Here is a 20,856-nt window from a genome sequence, read left to right as displayed (position 1 = left end):
CAGTAATCTTGCCGGAGGTCAGTATACTATCCGTTATTCGCTTTCACTATTCGAATTTTGGAACTTAAACATATAAAGGAGGACGGCTTACACATGCCTGAAGGTCTGATTGTCAAGGCGCTCAGCGGATATTATTATGTCTCCAGTCTGGATCAGAATGGGCGGCCGGTATCCGGCGAAGCTACGGTACAATGCAGAGCACGCGGAATTTTTAAGAAAAAAGAGATTACGCCGCTTGTCGGCGACCGGGTCGTTTACGAACTGACTGAAAACGGGGAAGGTATGGTTAATGAGATTCGGAAGCGCACGACGGAGCTTATTCGCCCGCCAGTGGCTAACACTACGCTTGCCGTACTGTTGTTTTCCCTGCGTGAGCCGGATTTAAATCTGCCGCTGCTGGACAAATTTTTGGTGCATATTGAGCACGCCGGGCTGGATACGATTATCTGTTTGACAAAGCGCGATTTGTATGAGGGCAGTCCTTCGGAGGATGAGACGGTTTTGGCTGTTCAGGAAATGTACCGGAAGATTGGTTATGAGGTGCTGGTGACCAGTGCCCGTACCGGGGAAGGTACGGCTGAGCTTAAGAAGCTGTTGGCTGGTCAAATCAGCGTGTTTTCCGGGCAGTCAGGTGTTGGGAAGTCGTCCATGCTTAATGCGTTGGAACCCGGCTTAACGCTGGAGACGAGCGCCATTAGCAATAAGTTGGGCCGGGGACGGCATACGACTCGTCATGTAGAATTAATTCCACTCGACAATGGCGGTTTTGTAGCAGATACACCGGGTTTCAGCCAACTGGATTTCCTGGAGTTGGGTGTGGATGAGTTATCTCCATGTTTCCGTGAATTCCAGTCGTATGCAGAAGGATGCAAGTTCCGGGGCTGTACCCATATTCACGAACCTGGCTGTAAAGTGAGAGAGGCCTTGGCAGAAGGACATATTTCGCAGGGCCGATATAATAACTATTTGCAGTTCTATCAGGAATTAAAAGAAAAAAAGCGGAGGTACTGAGCATATGTTAAAAATAGCACCGTCGATCTTATCAGCTGATTTTGCCTGCTTGGGCAGTGAAGTTGCGGAAGCTGAAGCAGGAGGAGCAGACTGGATTCATGTGGATGTCATGGATGGTCATTTTGTATCCAACATTACCTTAGGGCCTCCTATCGTTCAGGCTATTCGTCCGCATACGAGTCTTCCTCTGGACGTTCATCTGATGATTGAGCATCCTGAACGTTACATTGGCGATTTTGTGAAGGCAGGAGCTAATATCGTCACCGTTCATGCCGAGGCTTGTGTTCATCTGCACGGGGTCATCCATTTGATCAAGCAGCAAGGTGTTCTTGCGGGTGTGGCCCTCAATCCGGGCACTTCTCCATATGCGATCAAGGAAGTGCTGCCCAATGTAGACATGGTTCTGGTTATGACAGTTAACCCTGGATTTGGGGGTCAGTCTTTTATTCCGGAGACGCTGGATAAAATCAGACAGATTCGCACATGGTTGAATGAAATCGGCCGTCCAGATGTACATATTGAGGTAGACGGAGGCATTGCGGAGGAGACGGCACCAGCCGTATTTGAAGCAGGGGCTGATGTTCTGGTGGCTGGTAGTGCGGTATTCGGCAGAGCGGACCGTGGAGCGGCTATTGCGGCTATTCGGGACAGTGCAGCTCATACGTCCAAGTGAAGCTGACCGATGCGCTGTGGATGACGGTAGCGAGTATGGTGACAGGTGTGATCCTAAGTTGCTTCTCACTGGTGAAGGCTCCTTGGAACGATCTTCTTTCACTCGTTGCCGTTCTGATTGCGCTGTTTTATTTTCATACTCTCAGCATATCTGTATGTTCGTGGACTTGTCTAATGGTATAGCATGGGATAGATGTGCATAAATATGGTTACATGAGCGGGATTCTCATGTAGCCTTTTTTTGTATGGCAACAACCCTTGACAGGTTGCATAAACTACAGAGAACGGATGCACGAGGATGATGGGGAGGGTGAAGCATGAAGTTTTATACAATCAAGCTACCAAGATTTCTGGGTGGATTCGTCAAAGCCATTCTGAATACATTCCAGAAAAGCTGAATTGCACGTAACGTACACACAGGATGCAAAATGAAGAGCAAGGTACACAGGGCATGCTTCCCGGGCACAACGACAGACAGGTAGCTCGACAGCAAACGGCAGGACCGCGCGGGAAGATGCCTGACATTTTGACATCATGGACCAGATGGATGTAACATTTTGAATAACCAAAAAAGCACCCGTTTAAAACGAGGTGCCTTTTGTTTATAACGTTATTTTTTTGCGACTACACGCGAGTTACTTTACCGGCCTTCAATGCACGAGTGCTGACATAAACGCGTTTCGGTTTACCGTTAACGAGAATACGAACTTTCTGTACGTTGACGCCCCAAGTACGGCGATTACGGTTGTTAGCGTGAGATACGTGGTTACCGGTGCCAGGCTTTTTGCCTGTTACAGAACATTTACGAGACATGATTCCACCTCCTATTCTGAAAATAACCAAGTTCCGTATGGAACGGGTCGCTCTTCAGGCCGACTGGGTCAGTCGGACTTTGTAAGTCACTAACCTGAACAAAACAATACTTATATATAATATCATAGTCAAAAAAGCTCCGTCAACCGATTCAAAAACTTTATTTATTTCTCTTACGCATTATAGTACAATATGGGATAGCTATTGCTGTGAATATTCTTGTAATAGTTGGAATGTGAATTCTTATTCCAGTCATGCCGGACAGATCAGAGGCGGAACCATATTTATCATTCCAGCCGATGTTTCAGTGTCGGGTGGTTGACTGGTTTTTCATATATAGACCTGTGAAAGGCCGACCAGGCCGTGGGTACGATAAGCTTACGAAAGTGTGACATTCGTATTCGTTGTCTGGCTTTAGTATAATTCAATTGAACCTGTCCGCACAGATGAACATGACGATGCGGAAGGTTGATGGCAAAACAAGTGTATTAAGCTAGGAAGGGGAATTCTCTTGAGTAATCGTTCTTTGAATGGAACAGATTTTACCGCAATGGTTTTAGCCGGGGCGGAACAATTACAGCAGCATGCGGAACACGTCAATTCACTTAATGTATTTCCGGTGCCGGACGGTGACACAGGAACTAACATGAATTTGACGATGAGCGCGGGCGTAACAGAATTAAAGAGGGGGGATTCTTCCTCCATCGGTGTCATGTCCGGCATATTATCCAAAGGTTTGCTGATGGGAGCCCGCGGCAATTCAGGGGTTATCCTGTCTCAGTTGTTCCGTGGCTTCAGCCGTTACGCTGCCCCATACGAGGAACTGAATACCCTTCAGTTCGCATCGGCATTGCAGAGCGGGGTGGATGCGGCCTACAAGGCGGTGGTTAAGCCGGTGGAGGGTACAATTCTTACCGTGGCGAAGGAAGCGGCCAAGCATGCTGTGTTTTTCTCACGCCGGACAAATGACATTACTGAACTGATGGAAGAAGTGCTTGCCAAAGCGAAGGAAACGCTTGCCATGACCCAGGACATGCTTCCGGTACTGAAGCAAGTAGGGGTTGTGGACTCGGGTGGACAAGGACTTGTGTATATTTATGAAGGGTTCATGCAGCATCTTGGAAGCGGATTGGTGACAGCTCCAATTGTAAAAGGGGAGAATGTACGCACTGCTTATGCTCCTCATGTATCTGAGAGTCCGACGGCGCAAGTGATTGCTCCTTCACCGGATGCACCGATTTCGGCGCAGGCGAAGCTTGAAACGGAAAATATTGAATTTTTATATGATATGGAATTTTTTATTAATCGACAATTGGGAGAAGCTCAAGGTACGGACTTTGATGAGGAAGCCTTCCGGAAAGCATTATCTGTGGATGGAGACTCTATCATTGTTATTTCTGACGATGATGTTATTAAGGTTCATGTTCATTCCAAGGCTCCGGGCGAAGTGTTGAATCTGGCGCTACGTTATGGGGAAATTACACAGATTCGTATTCTGAATATGCGCGAGCAGCATCGTGATTTGTTGTCTGCGGGTATGGATGGCGCTCCTGAGCCTGAGTGGTTTGCTGAAATACCGACAGAGCCTGCACGTGTGGAGGAGCCATCTGAGCCACCGGCTCATGAGCTGGCACCCTATGGTTTCGTAGCAGTGGCTTCAGGCGAAGGGATTGCTGATATTTTCAGAAGCTTAGGTGTGGATGTTGTCCTTTCCGGTGGTCAGACGATGAATCCAAGTACGGAAGACTTTGTTAATGCGGCTCGCTCGATTGCGGCTCAGCACATTTTTATCCTGCCGAATAATTCCAATATTATTCTGGCGGCAGAGCAGGCCCGTGAACTGCTGGAGATGGAGCGCCTGGTGTCGGTTATTCCGAGCAAGACGATTCCTCAGGGTATTGCTGCGGCATTCGCTTTTCAGGAGGAAGAAGCCTTTGAGGCCAATCAGGACAGCATGCGGGACGCGGTCAGCCGCGTGAAATCAGGGCAGGTAACCTATGCAGTACGGGATACGACGCTTGATGACCTGCACATTACGGCCGGCCATTATATCGGTATTCAGGATTCCAAAATTGTAGCGACTGAAGAACAATTAATCGCAACGGCTCGTCTTTTGCTGACCAAAATGTTGGTGAATGGTGATGAGATTGTTACGATTCTCACAGGTTCGGATGCGAAGCAAGAAGATACAGAGCTGCTCGTTGCATGGCTTGAAGAAAACTATTCGGATGCTGAAGTGGAAGTTCATGAAGGCGGTCAGCCGATTTATCCTTACCTGTTTTCGGTGGAAACTTGATGGGCTGTAGAGCGTCCATAGAAGCTCACCACAAAAGGAGGTCTGATCGATGAGTAACACCATCATTGTGACCGATAGCACGGCTGATATTCCGCAGGAGCTGGTAGACCGTCTCGGGATAGTCATTGTGCCGCTGACGGTGATGTTTGGAAACACGACTTACCTTGACGGCATTGAGATGTCTGCCGCGCAATTTTACAGCGAACTGGTACGGGCTGATGAGCTACCTACGACGTCACAGCCTTCACCAGCCCGCTTTTTGGAGACATTTACGACGCTGTTGGAGCAACATCCCGAGAGCCAGATCGTTTCCATCCATTTGTCTTCTGGCGTGAGTGGAACGTATCAGTCCGCTCTGCTGGGTAAATCCATGCTGGAGAAGCATGAACATAGAGTGACCGTGGTGGATTCCAAATCAGCTTCATACGGATACGGCATGCTAGTGGTCTATGCGGCAGAGCTGGCGGCTGCCGGGCAATCCCCAGCTGATATTGTTCGGGCTGTGGAACGTCGTGGGGAGCGCCGTTGTTTGTATTTCCTGGTGGATACCCTGGAATACTTGCAAAAAGGCGGACGTATTGGCAAGGCAGCGGCAATGGTTGGCACCCTGCTCAATATTAAGCCGATTCTCTCGATGGACAAGGAAGGTATCATTTATTCGGTAGACAAGGCAAGAGGACATAAAAAAGCGACAGCAAGAATCATTGAATTGCTGGAGCGGGATTTAAAGGGCCAAAAAATTAATATTGCTGTAGGCCATACGGCAGATCGTTCGGCAGCAGAAGCGTTCGAGGCACAGTTGGCAGAACACTTTGAGCTGGGAGATCGAATATATACTGAACTTGGCGCTGTTATTGGGACCCATGTAGGACCAGGAACGATTGGCATTTTTGTATGGCCGGCCGGAGATGAGAGGTAATATGCTGCAATTGGATCAAATACCTTTAAAACAAATACATGGCGTGAGTGCTCTCAAAGAAGGAGAGCTTCACGCTTTTGGCATTTCTAACGTGCAGGACATGCTGGAATACTATCCGTTCCGGTATGAGGATTACCGTCTGCGTTCGCTGAGCGAAGTGAAGGACGGAGATAAAATTACGGTGCAGGCTAAAATCATGGGCATTCCGGTGCTTCAGCGTTACGGGCGCAAATCAAGGTTGACTTGTAAATTGATGGCCGAGGATTGGATGTTTACAGCAACGTGGTTTAATCGGCATTTCATGAAGGAGCAGCTAACCTCAGGTCGTGAAATTGTGGTGACTGGTAAATGGGACCTCAAACGGATGCAAATGACTGTTGCAGATTCTGAGTTTCCCGATAAAGGAGTCGCTCGTTCGGGGACGCTTCAGCCTGTGTATTCCGTAGGCGGCAAGATTACGCAGACCTGGATGCGCAAGACGATGAACCAGACACTCCAGCAGTTTGGTGAAATGATTCCCGAAATTTTACCGGAGTCACTTGTACGTAAATACAGTATAATGCCGCGTAAGCAGGCTATTGCAGGTATACACCAGCCTCAGGACAATCGAGAGGGACAAGAGGCCCGCCGCCGGATGGTGTATGAAGAGCTGTTTTTATTTCAGTTGAAAATGCAGGCATTCCGTGCGTTGAACCGCGGCCGGGCAGATGGGGTTGTACATACAGTGGATAATGCCACGGTTCGCGAATTTGTAAGGGCCTTGCCGTTTGAGCTGACGGATGCTCAGAAGAAAGTGGAGCTTGAAATACTGCATGACCTGCGCTCGCCTTATTGTATGAACCGTCTGCTTCAGGGGGATGTTGGGTCAGGTAAAACAGTTGTTGCTGCCATCGGTTTGTTTGCTACGGTGCGTTCCGGTTTTCAGGGGGCGCTGATGGTGCCAACGGAAATTTTGGCTGAACAGCATATGCGGTCGCTTCACAAGTTATTTGAACCGTTTGGGATTAGTGTGGGGTTGTTGACGGGCAGTACGACCGGGAAGAAGCGTAAGGAGCTACTGGCTTCGCTCCAGATGGGTCTGCTGGATATTGTGGTGGGCACGCATGCCCTTATTCAGGAGGATGTATATTTTCGCCAGCTTGGGCTTGTTGTAACGGATGAGCAGCATAGATTCGGAGTGAACCAGCGTAGTGTACTGCGCCGTAAGGGCTATAATCCCGATGTGCTGACGATGACGGCCACACCGATCCCGCGTACGCTGGCGATCACTGCGTTTGGGGATATGGATGTTTCTACGTTGTCAGAGCGGCCAAAGGGGCGTATTCCGATTTCTACGTATTGGGTAAAGCATGATCTGATGGATCGTGTGCTCGGACTTATTTCCCGTGAGGTGGATCAGGGACGGCAGGCTTATCTGATCTGCCCGTTGATTGAAGAGTCGGAGAAGCTGGATGTACAGAATGCCATCGATTTGCATATTCAAATGCAGCAGGCTTTTCCACATTACCGCGTTGGGCTACTACATGGACGAATGACTCCCGCAGAAAAGGAAGAAGTTATGCGTTCTTTCTATGCGAATGAGGTTCAGTTGCTCGTTTCAACGACAGTTGTGGAAGTGGGGGTAGACGTCCCCAATGCGACGCTAATGATCATTATGGATGCGGATCGTTTTGGGTTATCCCAGTTACATCAATTACGTGGACGAGTTGGACGGGGAGCACATGCCTCGTATTGTGTACTGATCGCTGACCCTAAGTCGGAGGTTGGTCAGGAGCGGATGAAGGTTATGACTGATACGGACGATGGTTTTGAGGTAGCTAGACGTGACTTGGATTTGAGGGGGCCGGGTGACTTTTTCGGTACCAAGCAAAGTGGGCTGCCCGAGTTTCGGTTAGCAGATATGGTAGCGGATTTTGAGGTGCTGGAAAAGGCCCGTGAAGATGCGACTGCTCTGATCGCGGACTCGTCCTTTTGGACATCTCCGCAGTATGAAGCATTGCGTGGCTATTTGCAAAAAGAGCAGATTTTCCAGGGTGATCTTATCGACTAATACACCTTGAATCATGAGGTTGTTTTTATAGTTTTAAACAGATAGGCACAATGGACAGGCTGGCCGTCATATATTTGGGAATGACCGAATGATATGGGAGGTGCGGTAACATTGAGCTATCAGCAATATGGAATCAGTCCGCAATTGGTGGAGCGGATTAAGTTGAAAATGAAAAATCGTGTGCTTAAGGAGCGGGTTAAGCAGCAGATCGAAGGCGTGACCAAGGTGGACCTGCAAAACAAAGCCAAGGTACGTCAACTTGTGAAGTCCACTTCTGCTATTTTGAACGAGCGGCTGACGGCTGCACAGGAAGAACAATTGACGGCCTTCGTACTGGCGCAAAAAATCGATCCGTCGAATACGTTCCATCTGATCAAGTTGTGGGGGATGTTTCGTTAACAGGACATACGTAGGATGTTCTAAAATCTCTCTGAATGCTCGATGCTCATCCAAGCTGAAAAAGGATTGCCTGATGTCAGGCGGTCCTTTTTTGCTTGTTCCTCTATTTCCCGATTGTTTTCTGTTCAGTATAGTGTATTCCGTAGCCTTCGTTCGTATTTAATTCCCCGGGTAATAGACTGGGTGGTTAATAGAGAGATTTTATTTGTAATGACCGCCAATTTTGACGGATCGCTCCAGAGCCTGCCCCGCGTTTGTTAACGACGATGCACGCATGATGATCGCCTGACCATATCGATCCCTTAAGGTGTCTGTTACTTTTTCCAAAGCTCGGGATCGCTCCTGATCTTCAAAAAAGTCCAGCTGGTACAGCTGATCATCCATCAAGCCGCTTAAAGTGACACCCGCACGCTTCACGGGCATATGGTTCCAAAAGGTATAGAAGATTTTTTTTACGGTTTCATATATCTTTTCGGTGCGGTTTGTAGGATCGGGCAGCTTCATCTGGCGGGAAAAACCAGTCGGCGCCTCGTGCGGACTGCATATACAATGAACGGTCACAACCGAGCCCATATATCCTTTGCGGCGGGAGTCCCGGCATACCTCTTCTGTCAACTCAAGCAGGATAGTCTCCACCTCCGCAGGCTGGACATAATCCCGGGGCAGGGTCATCATATGACCGATGGATTTTGGGGGCGTATCCAATGTTTCCGGCTTGACCGGACTGTGATCCAGACCGTTAGCAGTTCGCCATAAAACTTCTGCCTGAATATCTGACTGCTTGCCGAAATGAGACCGGAATTTGTCCTGAAGCCGGGGTAAGGGAGTACGTGCGATGTCTCCAATGGTATGCAATCCAAGCCTCTCCAAATGCCGTTCCATGCGCGAGCCAATACCGAACATACTGCGAATCGGCTGAGACCATAGCAACGCTGCAATGTCGGATGGAGGAAGGACAAAAATACCGCTTTCGTTCTTCTTGGCCCATATATCTGTCGCCATTTTAGCGAGCATTTTATTGGAACTGATACCGATACGAATCCATACCCCTGTTTGTGACACTACTTTTTGTTGAATTTCACTTGCGATGCTCACCGGATCTCCGAACAGGGAGCGGCTTCCGGTTACGTCCAGAAACTGCTCATCAATACTGAAAACCTCAACCAAATCCGTATACTCGTTATAAATTTCTGTTATTTTTAATGAGACGTCGATATAATGCTGCATGCGCGGGCGTACAATGGTAAGGTCAGGACATTTTCTTATCGCTTCTCCCAGACGCTCTGCTGTAGATATACCGTATTTTTTAGCCAGTGGACACGCAGCCAGGATAATGCCTGAACGCAGCGAAGGGTCACCGGCAACGACTAGCGGCTTATGCTGGTATTCGGGATTGTCGGCTTTCTCAATGCTGGTATAAAAGCTTTGGCAGTCTGCTAAAAATATAGTTTTTTTTCCGCGTTCGTTCAATGTTGCAATCTCCTTTCCAGATGTCTGCTGATCGTTTTTCCAAAATATTCTTGAATGTAAGTTCATATAGTAGTATTATATACAGAACAAGTGTTCCTAATCCAAATGTATTTTCTGGAACGTTATTGTTTACGTAAAATCTAACATGGCGTATCATATTATCTTGAACGAAGACATGTGGAAATGAATGCATATTGAGGGGAGAAAACCATTTTTATGAACCCAAAACGTCGACCATCATCTCAAAAACGCAGCAGGTGGCGTATTTTTGGCAGAGTTTTGCTGATTAATATCAAGTGGTTCTCGCTTGCGGGCGTATTTGGGGTCCTATTTGCAGGAGGCCTTATATCCGGTTATGTGGCAGCGCTGGTTCATGATGAGCCTGTACGATCACGTCAGTTGATATATGAAAAGGTAAATGAGAACGCTCTGACCAGCTTTGTATTTTTTAATGACCAGGTAACCCCGGTTGGCCGAATGCGCATGGAGGAGGATCGGCAGCTTGTGGACCTGAAGGATGTCCCCCAATCCATTGTAGATGCCCTTATTTCAACGGAAGACAGCCAATTTTATGAGCATCAGGGTGTTGATCTAAAAGGGACGGCTCGCGCCGTCAAACAGAAGCTTCTGAACGAAAATCGCCAAACAGGTGGCAGCACACTGACACAGCAGGTAGCCCGGCGAGTTTTCCTCAGTCTGGATAAGACGGACAGCCGTAAGGTGAAGGAAATGCTGCTTGCACTGCGCATGGAACGTTTTATGAGCAAGGATAAAATATTAGCGGCATACCTAAACAAAATGCCGTTTGGCAATGGCTCCGCAGGTTACAATTTGTACGGGATCAAGTCGGCTTCGTTAGGGATTTTTAATGTAAGTGATCTACATAAGCTTCATATTGCTCAAGCGGCTTATTTGGCCGGTCTTCCACAATTGCCATCTGTTTATTCGGCTTTTGACGGTAAAGGGAAATTTGATGAAGAAGGCTTCAACAAAGCTATGGAGCGCCAGCGTGTCGTGCTGGGAAGAATGCTGGCAACAGGTAAAATCACATTAACGGAATATAACGAAGCACTCCAATTTGATATTAAAGCTACTCTTGCACCACATCGCGAGAAAAGCTACAATACATTCCCTTATTTGATGCTGGAGACGGAGCGAGAGGCCGCCCGGTTGTTGGCGCTCCAGCAAAATCCGGATATTACAACAGCTGAGATTTCCAAACCTGAGCATGCTGAACTCCTTCAAAATACACGGGAAGAGCTGCAACGATCCGGTTATCGAATTTATACAACGATAAATAAGAAAGTTTATAACGATATGCGGCAGATTGCATCCAATCCGCAAAACTTTTCTCCATATAGTAAGCAGAAGGGGCTCGAGCAGATTGCAGCCATCATGATTGATCATAAAACGGGGGCTATACTCGGTATGATCGAGGGTAGAGACTTTAATACTGAGCAAATGAACTATGCAACCCAGATGACGCGTCAGCCCGGTTCTGCCATGAAGCCTATTGCAGCCTATTTGCCTGCTTTGGAAAAAGGCTACACTCAGCCTGCTGGTCTTATTGATGATTCGCAAATTGTATTGAAAGACGGACGTAAAGGCTATCATATCCCTAAAAATTATAACAGACGGTACGAAGGACTGATGACAGCCCGCGAAGCACTCAATCGGTCAATCAACATTCCTGCGCTGAGGTTGTTTTTATATGAAGTTAAAATTCCAAACGCCTGGAATTTTGTTCGTGCCCTTGGGATTACAACGATTCAGCCGCAGGATGAACATGCTCAGACAGGCGTTCTGGGTGGGCTCAGCAAGGGGGTATCTGTCAAGGAACTGACAGCGGCATACGGCACGATTCCTAATATGGGCGTATACAATGAACCCCATTTGATCAGTAAAATTACGGATGCCGACGGCAAGATCGTTTATGAATTCAAACCGCAGGCGAAGCGTGTATATTCCCAGCAAACCGCGTTTTTGATGACAGATATGCTCAAAACGGTTATATCGGACCCGAGGGGTACAGGCAAACGTATACAAAATGCTTTTAAAAGCTACGGTACCATTGACATTGCCGGCAAGACCGGTACGACACAAAACTTTGGCGATGTGTGGTTCATGGGCTATACCCCGGATGTTACACTCGGCGTCTGGGCAGGTTACCGTCAACAGGTTAACACCCTATCTCAAGAAGGGCACTCCAGAGCACAATCGGTGTGGGCGCTTATCATGAACGAGGCGGTCAAGGATCAGCCCCAGCTTTTCAAAAATAAGCATTTTACACAGCCGGAAGGTGTTGTGAAAGTTACGGTCTCCAGCCTTACAGGTAAGCTGCCGGGAAGTTATTCCCGTCAATCCGGTCAACTCGTGACAGACTGGTTTAACCAAAAATACGTGCCAACGGAAGTCGGGAGGGAACAACGACCACGTTCATCCACACCTGCCGTGCCGTCCAAACCGGATATAAAGGATAAAGCAGCTCCGGAGAAACAAGAACCTGCAACGGATCAGAAGGAGATTCTACCAGAAGAAACAGTACCTTCTGATCCTGACACAGAAATAGATACGAATGGTGAGAGTAATGATTTGCCAGCAGCAGATAGTTCGCAGCCATCTGTTGAAAATAAGCAGGAGCCTCCTTCTGAGCCAGAAACCCAGAATGAAGCTCCAGAAAATAAACCTAGCGAAGCTATTCATACCGAAACACCCGATCAGCCGGAAAACTAAACAAAAGGGAGCGGCCTAATTCAAAATGCCGTTCCCGACAATATTGACGGTGGTCTGTGGGTGAAAGCGAACATTAGGGTACTCTTTATTCCATTCCAGACCTTTCCATAAGGTCGGGTGATGGGCAATCAATTGTCTGCCGATGCCAAAGTTGCCAAAGGCATCACAACCGCTTTTTTGAAGCATACGGATAATTTCCTCCGCATCCTGGGTCATGATTTCCGAAAGCTGACGGTTCAGGTACGATGTCTTCTCCATCTTTGGAGAGATAGGGAAGAACAAAGTCCTGTCCTGGATCAAGCATAGGGGGAAGCAGTGTTTCTAGCGTCACTTCGGGAAATACGCACATTTCCTCCAGGCTTCGGATTTTTTCGTTATAAATTCGCCGATTAAGAGGCTGCCTACACTTTTCTTGTTCATTAATTCTCCAGCTGATCCTTCTACTATAGCTACCTTTACATGTGAGGTTGGGTGATCCGGCTCCCGATACAGGACATCCAGATATGGATACAATCTTTTTGGGCCAAGCTTGTGCCATACAAAGTAACTCCATATTTAACGCTTCGTCGCTATACCTCGTGGCTGCAAGTCTAAATCATAGAAAAAGAGTCGGGTGAGTCTGGAAGAGGGGAATGGCAGGCATTCCGCGTACAGGCTTGCTTTGCGTCTTATCGTACAGCGTGTGGCTGCCATGCAGATGAGTATGGTCTGGACGCAGGTACAGGGACGGGGAATCTGGAGGGGTTGTTCGCTGAAAAGGGCATTCGTATGGCAGGTGTGGATCAATCGAATGAAATGCTCAAGCGTCCTGCCGTAGTAAATTTCCGCAGGTCGAGACGAGGCTGGGAAATCTGATGTCGATTCCTTATATGGACGGGACCTTTGACTTTGTGGTCAGCAGTTATGCCCTGCATCATCTGACAGGTGAACAGAAAATACTCCTCTGTCGGAAATGCAACGCACGCTTAAACCTCATGGACGTATTTGCATCGTGGATCTGATGGTGGATGTAGCGGAGCTGCTGGAAGCGGGGGAAAAGGTGTCCACGCCAGGAAAGGAGGAATCCAAGCTCCCAGTAAATTGTGCAGAACGCCCCCAATTTTGCGGCTTCCTGGCATATTACAGGGCGACTGGACCAAGGCAGCGGCATGGCTGCAAAAGCTAAGCACTGGCAATCCAGCTGCTCTTACTGCTGCGCAGGCCCTGCAAATGGCTAAAGTCAATGTGGCCAAGCTTAAACTTTGAGCACAAAACCGGCACACTTGAGGTGGGGAAAAGGCGGATATCATTCTGATAGATATGCAAAAGCCGCATTTACAGCCAATACACCAGATAGAGTCACTGCTTGCTTACAGCGCAAGCGGTGCGCATGTCAATACGACAATTGTGAATGGGCGTGTGCTCATGCGAGGAAGACAGTTGCTAACAATAGACGAGAAAGAGGTGCTTACACAAGCAACGGTACGCGGAAAATGCATCGTGCAAGGATTGTAAACGAGACTACATAGTCGAGTGGCTTTGGGTCACATCAATTCCCAAATAATGTCCCAGTTCCCGTCGAACCTCGCTGCGTGCAAAGGAGGAAAGCATGAAAAACCGCTTGTGGTAGCCACGGCATACATACAGAACCTCCACGCCTTCGTGATTCCGCGTTTCGTTGTATATTTTAACTCCCTGCCTTTTCATTCGCGCCTTTGTCTCCGCCAATTGAACAGCTACACGCTGTTGCACCCCGGTCAGACTACGAACGTACAGATCGGGCATTTTTAAGGCAGAGGCATTCAGAATGCGAATGTCCCGCTCCAGCACATCCAGCACGAGGGTCAGAAGTACACAAGTTTTGATCAGCCCTGCGTCTTCCTCGGAAGGCAATGGGGCCTTATTCTTGTTGTCCAGTATCTTTTTCATAAGAAATCTCCTTTACTCATAACAGGAATATAATTATAATCAGCATACAGAACAAATGTTCTTTTTATACTTCATCATAGAAATTATTCCTTTGCCAAAGCAATCATCAATTATTGGAAAGAAAGAAGGTATACATATTGTCACGCTCGTTATATGCGACGCTATTGCTGCTAAGCCTCATTTGGGGCGGATCGTTTTTGTTTATCAAGGTATTATTGCTTCATCACGTAGGGCCTTGGACTATTGTATTCCTTCGTTCCAGCTTTGGCCTCATTTTTATTGTTTTGTTGATGCTGGCCATGCGCAAGCCATTTGAATTCAGAAGTATTCCATGGAAATCGGTTATTCTCGTAGCTCTGGTGAACATGGTTTTGCCATGGGCCTTGATTAGTTTTAGCGAGACCAGAATTGCTAGCAGCATGGCCTCTGTATTGAATGCCACCACGCCAATCTGGACCATGTTGGTCGGACTTGTCTTGTTCGGAGCTATCTTTCATCGAATGCAGTGGTTTGGAATGGGACTCGCTTTTGTAGGAATCGTTATTTTACTGGGTATTAATCCTGTATCCATTATTTCTGTCGACCCCGTCGGCTTTGGATGTATGCTGCTTGCGACTCTCTGCTATGGCTTTGGAACGCAACTGTCCAAACGGTTTTTATCCAATCTGTCGATGTATCAGGCAACCTTTGCGACACTATTGGGTGCGACGGCAGGGGGCGGCATCATGACGGCAATTGTGGATCGACCTGATCTGTCGGTCGTCTTCATCCCCGGTATATTGGGTTCCCTTATAGGGCTGGGGGTTTTGGGATCGGGAGTAGCTTATATTTTGTTCAATTATATGATTTTGCGGGGAAGTCCGGAATTTGCCTCCTCGGTGACTTATTTTGTACCGGTGAGCGCTATCGTATGGGGCTTTTTGCTTCTGGATGAACACATCGGCTGGAACGTTCTGACCGGGCTGATCCTCATACTCGGAGGGGTCTTTATGGCCAACCAGCGCAGAACAGTCAAATTAGCCGGATAGTATCACTGAAAACCTGCATAAACCAAACTATAATGCACATTGTATGTGCATCCGCCAAACCTTCGGTATAATGCGGTTATTCGCACATACAATAAAGCATGCTCACACATAAAATAAAAATATGGTGCGGCATAAAAAGCAAGCTGTTTAGCAGGTGGTAAGGTGTGGTATAATAAATAATAGAATTACATGTACCACAGAAATGTCGGAGTTTTATTCCACAAAAGAAAGGATCAGGATACCATGTGTCCCCGAAGGATACTTCCCCAAAGGACGATTTGGAAACGATTTGATCTGTCTTATACTTAGCTTTTCCGCGGAGTAACGTCAAGTTGCGAAAGCCAACTCTGCGGAAGAGGGGATTGTACATGCGAAGGACCAAGTCCTCCAGGCACATCTTACCCGGTAGCTTCCGTAAGAGTGGGTTTATCCACATCAAACTTACGAGAAACCGAGGGAGCCTGTATGAGGAAAACTTACGAATCTATCGTGAACAATGGAGCATTAAGGCAGATTGCTGTCATGCTGCTCGGAACATGCATTTTAGCTTTTACGTATTATCACATCAATGCTCAAAATCATTTGTCAGAAGGCGGATTTGCGGGCCTGGCTCTGCTGGGACATTACGCATTTGGCGTGTCTCCGGCTTGGAGTATGCTGCTGCTTGATATCCCCGTCATATTATTGGCCTGGGTACTGAAGGGCAGAAGATTCATGCTGCTGGCATTAATCGGGGCGGTCGCCTTTTCCCTGTTTTATGCAGGATTTGAAAAGTATTCGACGCTGGTTATAGATCTGCACGGCAACTTGCTGGTAGCGGCTCTGCTTTGCGGAGTGCTTACAGGCTTGGGAGCCGGGATCGTACTTCGATTTGGTGGAGCAACCGGGGGCGATGATATTTTATCCCTGCTGATCAGCGAGTGGCGTGGATGGAAAATCGGTAACGTGTTTATCGTTAGTGACATCATCGTATTAGGATTATCGCTGTTGTATCTGCCTGTGAAGGAAACAATGTTTACCATACTGGCTGTGTGGCTCGCCGGAAAAATAATTACATGGACGACAACGTTCCAACTACACCGACCTGTGAAAAAGGTACTGCCTGCGGCTATTCCAGCCCAAAAGGTAGTTGCCAAAACAGTGCCGGTCGTCCACAGCCTTCGTCAATAAGGAAAGGGTGTTACGTTAGAAGAGAAATCTTCCTGCGTAACACCCTTTCGCTGTATGCAGGCTTCAGCAGGAAGGCTTCAAAGTAGAATGAATACGTCCGTTCCGGTCATGAATAATCGCCAAAATCTGCTGGCGGTCTACTCATTTTTGAGCCTCGTCCACCGCTTCATTTTTGTGCTTGAAGGTTGAAGCAGGCTCGTCATGTCCTTCTTCCTTAATAGCCGAGCGGTCCTCATGTGGCACGACATGAATAGGCTCCTGAGACCCGGAAGAAGCGGAATCATTGCCTTTCCCATTTCCGTTTAAATGCTGTTTTTCATGTTTTTTCTGCTTCCCGTCTCGTTCAACTGGATGATTATCGTTCCATTCCTCGGCTTGAGAGGTTGCAATCGCAATGGAACGTCCTTCTTCATAGCCGTCACGAAGTAGTGCGTTAGCAATATCAACGGCTTTTTCCTGCACACGCGGTTCCAGATTTTTCATAGATGGGGGGTAATCATGTTTGGTCCAAGGCATACCCAACACTCCTTATAGCAAATGATGTATTATGTATTACCCGCTGTCCGCTTAAACAAACGAAAAATCAAAGAAATGAATATATTGTAAAATGTATTTGGAGAAAAAGCGTATAATGGTGTGCAGAATACCTGAAAAGGAGTGGAGCAATTGCTTGCCTGGAGTTTCGTCTTTATGCTAACCATCATTATACATACTACAGACAGCTTGACCTATGCCCTCCGTCTTGGCGGTTTACGAGCGCGTAGAATTGGATTGGCCTTAACCGTAGCGGGCATGCTGCTGTTGGTTTCGCGCACCTCTAATATGGCGCAGGGACCTTTACTGGGAGGTATGGTCGATCAGGCGAAGGCTGCCATACGAGCGGGTGGGGCTAATGTTAGGCTGGAGCTGTACATGCACGGGGTTCTACTGGCAGCAACCGTCGGGACCATGATCGCTATTATTTTGTATCCGACCGTGGTACGCATGTCGGCCAGATGGATTCTGCATCTGGAGCATACCGGCTCTATTCCTGCACTGGTGCGTCATTTAATGATGCACAACCGCTGGAAGCATGCAGGCTACTACATGAAGCGTCCAACCGGGTCCATGCTTACCTCGCTGTTCAGGGGAGCGATCCCCAAGCGCCTGATTACCCTGAATATGACTGTGACCGCGATATATACGACTGGAGTGGTGTCTGCTTTATACGCATCTTTCCTCTGGCCCGCTCAAGGGACGACAATGTCGATGTCATCAGGTCTAATCAATGGTATGGCAACGGTGCTGCTGACCCTGCTAATTGATCCCAGATTGGCAGTATTGTCTGAAAAAACGCTGCGCGGGGAGCTGCCTTTGAACCGTATGAACAGCATGTACGGCTGGATGATCATCTCGCGTCTGGGAGGCACGCTGCTTGCACAGTTGCTATTGGTGCCGCTCGCATTCTGGCTTGGGTGGATTATGGGCTGACGGGAAGTACATATACTGATTTAATTCAAAAAAGGCTGACCCGAGGTCATCTGCGAAAGATGATTTCCGGGCCAGCCTAAAATATTTTTGAAGTCTATTTACTTTTCAAATAGTGACTTATAGGCTTCATAGCCTTCACGTTCCAAGTCTTCCTGAGGCACAAAACGGAGAGCGGCGGAATTAATACAATAGCGCAGGCGATCTGGACCCGGGCCATCATCAAATACGTGTCCCAAATGGGAGTCGGCTTCGCGACTGCGGACCTCGGTACGAATCATAAAGTGGCTGAGGTCTGTTTTTTCTTTGACATTATAGCTGCGTAACGGACGAGTGAAGCTGGGCCAACCACACCCTGCATCATATTTATCGAGCGAGCTGAACAAAGGCTCTCCCGATACGATGTCCACATAAATGCCTTCACCCTCATGGTCCCAAAACTCATTTTGAAAAGGGCGCTCGGTCGCGTTCTTTTGTGTTACTTCATATTGAATAGGTGTCAGTCGCTCTTTCAAATCAGATTTATCGATTTTACCTGACCAATTTTGCTCAATAAAATCTTCACGTCCAGAACCTTTACGGTAGCGCTTGTAATGCGCGGGGTTCTTCTTATGATAATCCTGATGATATTCTTCCGCTTCATAAAAGGTTGCCGCAGGCAGAATCGGTGTAGCAATGGGGTTGTCAAAACGGCCGCTTTCACCCAGCGCTTTTTTGGAAGCTTCTGCCTTGATTCTTTGTTCTTCGTTATGATAGAAAATAGCTGTTTGGTAGGACGAACCTCTATCGTGAAATTGTCCACCTTCATCCGTCGGATCAATCTGCTGCCAGAACAGCTCTAACAATTTTTCATATGGGAAGACTTGCGGATCAAATGTAATCTGTACGGCTTCTACATGTCCCGTTGTTTCGGAGCATACCTCTTCATAGGTCGGGTTTTCCGTATGTCCCCCTGTGTAACCGGATATTACCTTTAAAATGCCGGGCAGTTCCTCGAAGGGGGAAACCATGCACCAGAAGCAGCCGCCTGCAAAAGTTGCCTTCTCCACGGTATTTGGATGGTTGGTGCTCATATTTGTCACTCCAATCTGAGAAAGTTTCAATTAGTTGTTATTTAAATAGCTTACAATTAAATTATATATGACATGTCCGCAAAAACCAATAGAACGACAGAAACAAACCAGCTTTGCAAATTACTCTGGACTAAAAAGCCAACACCACTCTACATCCTTACAGTCCTGACGGCAGGCTCACAGAGCTATGATTTATGGGCACGTTGAAGCCTCCTGCGGTAGAGCACAAAGCCTCCGCCTACCAGTGCTGTATACAGCAGCAAAACGAGCAATCCAGTCACAGGATGTTCTGCAATTGTACCGCCTGCATAAGCGTATACCGCAATTGCAGGAAGCTTGCCAATGGCTGTACCCAGCATAAAGCTCCAGAACGGAAAGCCTGCGACCCCGGCATATACATTTACCGCTGCCTGCGGGATGATCGGAATCAGGCGGGCCAACAGCACAGCAGCAAAAGGTTCTCGCTCCATGACCCGATTCAAGCGCTCCAACGCTTGAATTCGCTCCAGATAAGCCCGTCCTTTGTCACGGAAGAGAATACGGACCGCGCCGTAAACGACCAGCGCAGCGAATGTAGTGCCAAGCCAGCAGATCAGAGCGCCTTGCCAGGCACCTGCTGCATAAGCAATGGAAGCGATAATCAGCTTGTAAGGTACAAATGGAATTAACGCGAACAGAAACGCGAGCAGCAGCAGAGCCGGAAAAGAGGTTTGCTTGTTCGCCCAGGCGAGCCAATCATCTTTGTAGATAAACGCGATGCAGAGCAGCGAAACATAAGCCGCAGCGAGTAGCCATTTTTTCATTTACATACCTCTTTCAATATCCCTGTTCGGCCTGTCGCTTATACAGAAAAAAAATAGGGTTCACATTCCCAATAATGTGTGCTATACTGCCACTAACAGAATAGTTCCCAGAGGGGAGTAGCTCAACGAGTAAAGTCGTCATTACGGGATTTTAAAATCCCCGGCTTTATTGGCAACGTAATGTTGTAAGCGAGACCTTTGCCAGGATTTTTGGAATCCGGGTAAATGGTCTTTTTTTGATGCTAAATTTGGGTCAAGCGCCGTTTCCGGATTCCGTGAAATGGCGCTTTTTTAGTATAAAGCGCAGAACTATGTACAGTATAACAAATAAATAAAGAAGGTGGGAGAAACGTATGGATTTTTTGTCAATCGAGTTTTTGACCGCATTATTGTCCATCATTGTCATTGATTTGGTGCTGGCTGGTGACAATGCGATTGTGATTGGTCTGGCAGCCCGTAATGTCGAGAAGGCCAATCAAAAAAAGGTCATTATTTGGGGGACGGTCGGCGCGGTTGTCATTCGTGTTATCGCTACTTTGCTGGTCACGTACTTACTGGAAATTTACGGCTTGCGTTTAATCGGGGGGCTTGCGCTCATCTACATTGCTTACAAGCTGCTGGTTGAGGAGAAAAAACATGAAATCTCTGCAACCAATCAAATGTGGGCCGCGATTCGTACCATTATTATTGCTGACACCATGATGGGGCTCGACAATGTACTTGCCGTTGCGGGAGCAGCTCATGGAAATATGTTGCTTGTTATTTTGGGACTGGCGATTTCCGTTCCGATTATGGTATGGGGCAGTACAATTATCTTGAAGCTGACCGAACGTTTTCCGATGGTCATTACAATTGGAGCTGCTGTACTGGCCTATACTGCTGCCAAAATGGTAGTGGCCGAGCCGCTGATTGCACATTGGTTCACGAATGGGGTCGTCAAATACGGATTTGAAGCTCTGGTCGTTGTTCTGGTCGTAGCCATTGGAATGCGTGTTAAAAAAATAAAAAGTGAAAAAACAAGAAAACAAGCGCTACACGCCTAAG

23 protein-coding genes are annotated in these 20,856 nt (G+C 47.6%); 15 read left to right on the top strand and 8 right to left on the bottom strand.

Features of this window, described 5'->3' with window-relative positions; all coding sequences use genetic code 11:
• Nucleotides 1-93: 93 nt before the first annotated feature.
• The 3 genes from rsgA (at nucleotide 94) to spoVM (ending at nucleotide 2,081) form a co-directional block, all read left to right on the top strand.
• The gene (gene rsgA, locus AC0WRU_RS14770; protein WP_476125332.1) at nucleotides 94-1,011 is read left to right on the top strand and encodes a ribosome small subunit-dependent GTPase A; all 918 of its coding nucleotides are present in this window, start codon (nucleotides 94-96) and stop codon (nucleotides 1,009-1,011) included.
• 4 nt (nucleotides 1,012-1,015) lie between these two features.
• A complete protein-coding gene (gene rpe / locus AC0WRU_RS14765) occupies nucleotides 1,016-1,684 on the top strand; it encodes a ribulose-phosphate 3-epimerase (protein ID WP_476125331.1) in 669 nt (222 codons plus the stop codon).
• 316 nt (nucleotides 1,685-2,000) lie between these two features.
• On the top strand, nucleotides 2,001-2,081 hold the full coding sequence (spoVM, locus tag AC0WRU_RS14760) for a stage V sporulation protein SpoVM (RefSeq protein WP_014282289.1): 81 nt from the start codon (nucleotides 2,001-2,003) through the stop codon (nucleotides 2,079-2,081).
• A 226-nt stretch (nucleotides 2,082-2,307) separates the two neighbouring features.
• On the opposite strand, the gene rpmB is transcribed toward spoVM, so the two are convergent.
• Nucleotides 2,308-2,496 (bottom strand): 50S ribosomal protein L28, encoded by a 189-nt coding sequence (gene rpmB, locus AC0WRU_RS14755; RefSeq protein WP_014282288.1) that lies wholly within the window; start codon nucleotides 2,494-2,496, stop codon nucleotides 2,308-2,310.
• A 511-nt stretch (nucleotides 2,497-3,007) separates the two neighbouring features.
• Between rpmB and AC0WRU_RS14750 the strand changes: the two genes are divergently transcribed.
• From AC0WRU_RS14750 to AC0WRU_RS14735, 4 genes are all read left to right on the top strand, one after another.
• Nucleotides 3,008-4,792: a DAK2 domain-containing protein gene (locus tag AC0WRU_RS14750; RefSeq protein ID WP_476125330.1), complete on the top strand. Its 1,785-nt coding sequence runs from the start codon at nucleotides 3,008-3,010 to the stop codon at nucleotides 4,790-4,792.
• A gap of 49 nt (nucleotides 4,793-4,841) precedes the next feature.
• On the top strand, nucleotides 4,842-5,711 hold the full coding sequence (locus tag AC0WRU_RS14745; protein ID WP_476125329.1) for a DegV family protein: 870 nt from the start codon (nucleotides 4,842-4,844) through the stop codon (nucleotides 5,709-5,711).
• Between the two features lies 1 nt (nucleotide 5,712).
• The gene (gene recG, locus AC0WRU_RS14740) at nucleotides 5,713-7,761 is read left to right on the top strand and encodes an ATP-dependent DNA helicase RecG (RefSeq protein ID WP_476125328.1); all 2,049 of its coding nucleotides are present in this window, start codon (nucleotides 5,713-5,715) and stop codon (nucleotides 7,759-7,761) included.
• A 111-nt stretch (nucleotides 7,762-7,872) separates the two neighbouring features.
• Nucleotides 7,873-8,160: a stage VI sporulation protein F gene (locus AC0WRU_RS14735; RefSeq protein ID WP_476125327.1), complete on the top strand. Its 288-nt coding sequence runs from the start codon at nucleotides 7,873-7,875 to the stop codon at nucleotides 8,158-8,160.
• A 201-nt stretch (nucleotides 8,161-8,361) separates the two neighbouring features.
• Here the strand turns inward: AC0WRU_RS14735 and AC0WRU_RS14730 are convergent, their stop codons facing one another.
• A complete protein-coding gene (locus AC0WRU_RS14730; RefSeq protein WP_476125326.1) occupies nucleotides 8,362-9,630 on the bottom strand; it encodes a DNA polymerase IV in 1,269 nt (422 codons plus the stop codon).
• A 216-nt stretch (nucleotides 9,631-9,846) separates the two neighbouring features.
• On the opposite strand from AC0WRU_RS14730, the gene AC0WRU_RS14725 reads away from it, so the two are divergent.
• Nucleotides 9,847-12,363, top strand: a complete 2,517-nt coding sequence (locus tag AC0WRU_RS14725) for a transglycosylase domain-containing protein (protein ID WP_476125325.1) — start codon at nucleotides 9,847-9,849, stop codon at nucleotides 12,361-12,363.
• A 15-nt stretch (nucleotides 12,364-12,378) separates the two neighbouring features.
• Here the strand turns inward: AC0WRU_RS14725 and AC0WRU_RS14720 are convergent, their stop codons facing one another.
• Nucleotides 12,379-12,579 carry a Ger(x)C family spore germination C-terminal domain-containing protein gene (locus AC0WRU_RS14720; RefSeq protein ID WP_476128652.1) on the bottom strand — a complete coding sequence of 67 codons (201 nt, stop codon included), beginning with the start codon at nucleotides 12,577-12,579 and terminating at the stop codon, nucleotides 12,379-12,381.
• 111 nt (nucleotides 12,580-12,690) lie between these two features.
• Nucleotides 12,691-12,876, bottom strand: a complete 186-nt coding sequence (locus AC0WRU_RS14715; protein WP_476125324.1) for a Ger(x)C family spore germination protein — start codon at nucleotides 12,874-12,876, stop codon at nucleotides 12,691-12,693.
• 100 nt (nucleotides 12,877-12,976) lie between these two features.
• Between AC0WRU_RS14715 and AC0WRU_RS14710 the strand changes: the two genes are divergently transcribed.
• From AC0WRU_RS14710 to AC0WRU_RS14700, 3 genes are all read left to right on the top strand, one after another.
• On the top strand, nucleotides 12,977-13,180 hold the full coding sequence (locus AC0WRU_RS14710) for a hypothetical protein (protein WP_476125323.1): 204 nt from the start codon (nucleotides 12,977-12,979) through the stop codon (nucleotides 13,178-13,180).
• Nucleotides 13,181-13,217: 37 nt separating this feature from the next.
• Entirely contained in the window at nucleotides 13,218-13,364 is a 147-nt protein-coding gene (locus AC0WRU_RS14705; RefSeq protein ID WP_476125322.1) for a class I SAM-dependent methyltransferase, read from the top strand.
• 100 nt (nucleotides 13,365-13,464) lie between these two features.
• Nucleotides 13,465-13,608, top strand: a complete 144-nt coding sequence (locus AC0WRU_RS14700) for a hypothetical protein (protein ID WP_476125321.1) — start codon at nucleotides 13,465-13,467, stop codon at nucleotides 13,606-13,608.
• Nucleotides 13,609-13,863: 255 nt separating this feature from the next.
• Here the strand turns inward: AC0WRU_RS14700 and AC0WRU_RS14695 are convergent, their stop codons facing one another.
• Complete coding sequence (locus tag AC0WRU_RS14695; protein ID WP_476125320.1) at nucleotides 13,864-14,271, bottom strand: YhjD family protein; 408 nt, start codon at nucleotides 14,269-14,271, stop codon at nucleotides 13,864-13,866.
• A 137-nt stretch (nucleotides 14,272-14,408) separates the two neighbouring features.
• Here AC0WRU_RS14695 and AC0WRU_RS14690 point away from each other — a divergent pair, with 137 nt between their 5' ends.
• Nucleotides 14,409-15,299: a DMT family transporter gene (locus AC0WRU_RS14690; RefSeq protein WP_476125319.1), complete on the top strand. Its 891-nt coding sequence runs from the start codon at nucleotides 14,409-14,411 to the stop codon at nucleotides 15,297-15,299.
• A 465-nt stretch (nucleotides 15,300-15,764) separates the two neighbouring features.
• Nucleotides 15,765-16,469 (top strand): YitT family protein, encoded by a 705-nt coding sequence (locus tag AC0WRU_RS14685; protein ID WP_014282274.1) that lies wholly within the window; start codon nucleotides 15,765-15,767, stop codon nucleotides 16,467-16,469.
• 141 nt (nucleotides 16,470-16,610) lie between these two features.
• Here AC0WRU_RS14685 and AC0WRU_RS14680 read toward each other — a convergent pair whose 3' ends face one another.
• Nucleotides 16,611-16,985 carry a DUF2188 domain-containing protein gene (locus AC0WRU_RS14680; protein WP_476125318.1) on the bottom strand — a complete coding sequence of 125 codons (375 nt, stop codon included), beginning with the start codon at nucleotides 16,983-16,985 and terminating at the stop codon, nucleotides 16,611-16,613.
• A gap of 150 nt (nucleotides 16,986-17,135) precedes the next feature.
• On the opposite strand from AC0WRU_RS14680, the gene AC0WRU_RS14675 reads away from it, so the two are divergent.
• A complete protein-coding gene (locus tag AC0WRU_RS14675; RefSeq protein ID WP_476125317.1) occupies nucleotides 17,136-17,939 on the top strand; it encodes a lipid II flippase Amj family protein in 804 nt (267 codons plus the stop codon).
• Nucleotides 17,940-18,037: 98 nt separating this feature from the next.
• On the opposite strand, the gene msrA is transcribed toward AC0WRU_RS14675, so the two are convergent.
• Together msrA and AC0WRU_RS14665 are read right to left on the bottom strand one after the other, a co-directional pair.
• Nucleotides 18,038-19,009, bottom strand: coding sequence for a peptide-methionine (S)-S-oxide reductase MsrA (gene msrA, locus AC0WRU_RS14670; RefSeq protein WP_476125316.1), 972 nt, complete (start codon nucleotides 19,007-19,009; stop codon nucleotides 18,038-18,040).
• A 185-nt stretch (nucleotides 19,010-19,194) separates the two neighbouring features.
• Nucleotides 19,195-19,812, bottom strand: coding sequence for a TVP38/TMEM64 family protein (locus AC0WRU_RS14665; protein WP_476125315.1), 618 nt, complete (start codon nucleotides 19,810-19,812; stop codon nucleotides 19,195-19,197).
• Nucleotides 19,813-20,165: 353 nt separating this feature from the next.
• Here AC0WRU_RS14665 and AC0WRU_RS14660 point away from each other — a divergent pair, with 353 nt between their 5' ends.
• Nucleotides 20,166-20,855 carry a TerC family protein gene (locus AC0WRU_RS14660; protein WP_476125314.1) on the top strand — a complete coding sequence of 230 codons (690 nt, stop codon included), beginning with the start codon at nucleotides 20,166-20,168 and terminating at the stop codon, nucleotides 20,853-20,855.
• The last annotated feature ends 1 nt before the right edge of the window (nucleotide 20,856 follow it).

The organism is Paenibacillus sp. 1-8 (genome assembly GCF_056316205.1).
This window is presented reverse-complemented; position numbering and strand designations above follow the sequence as displayed.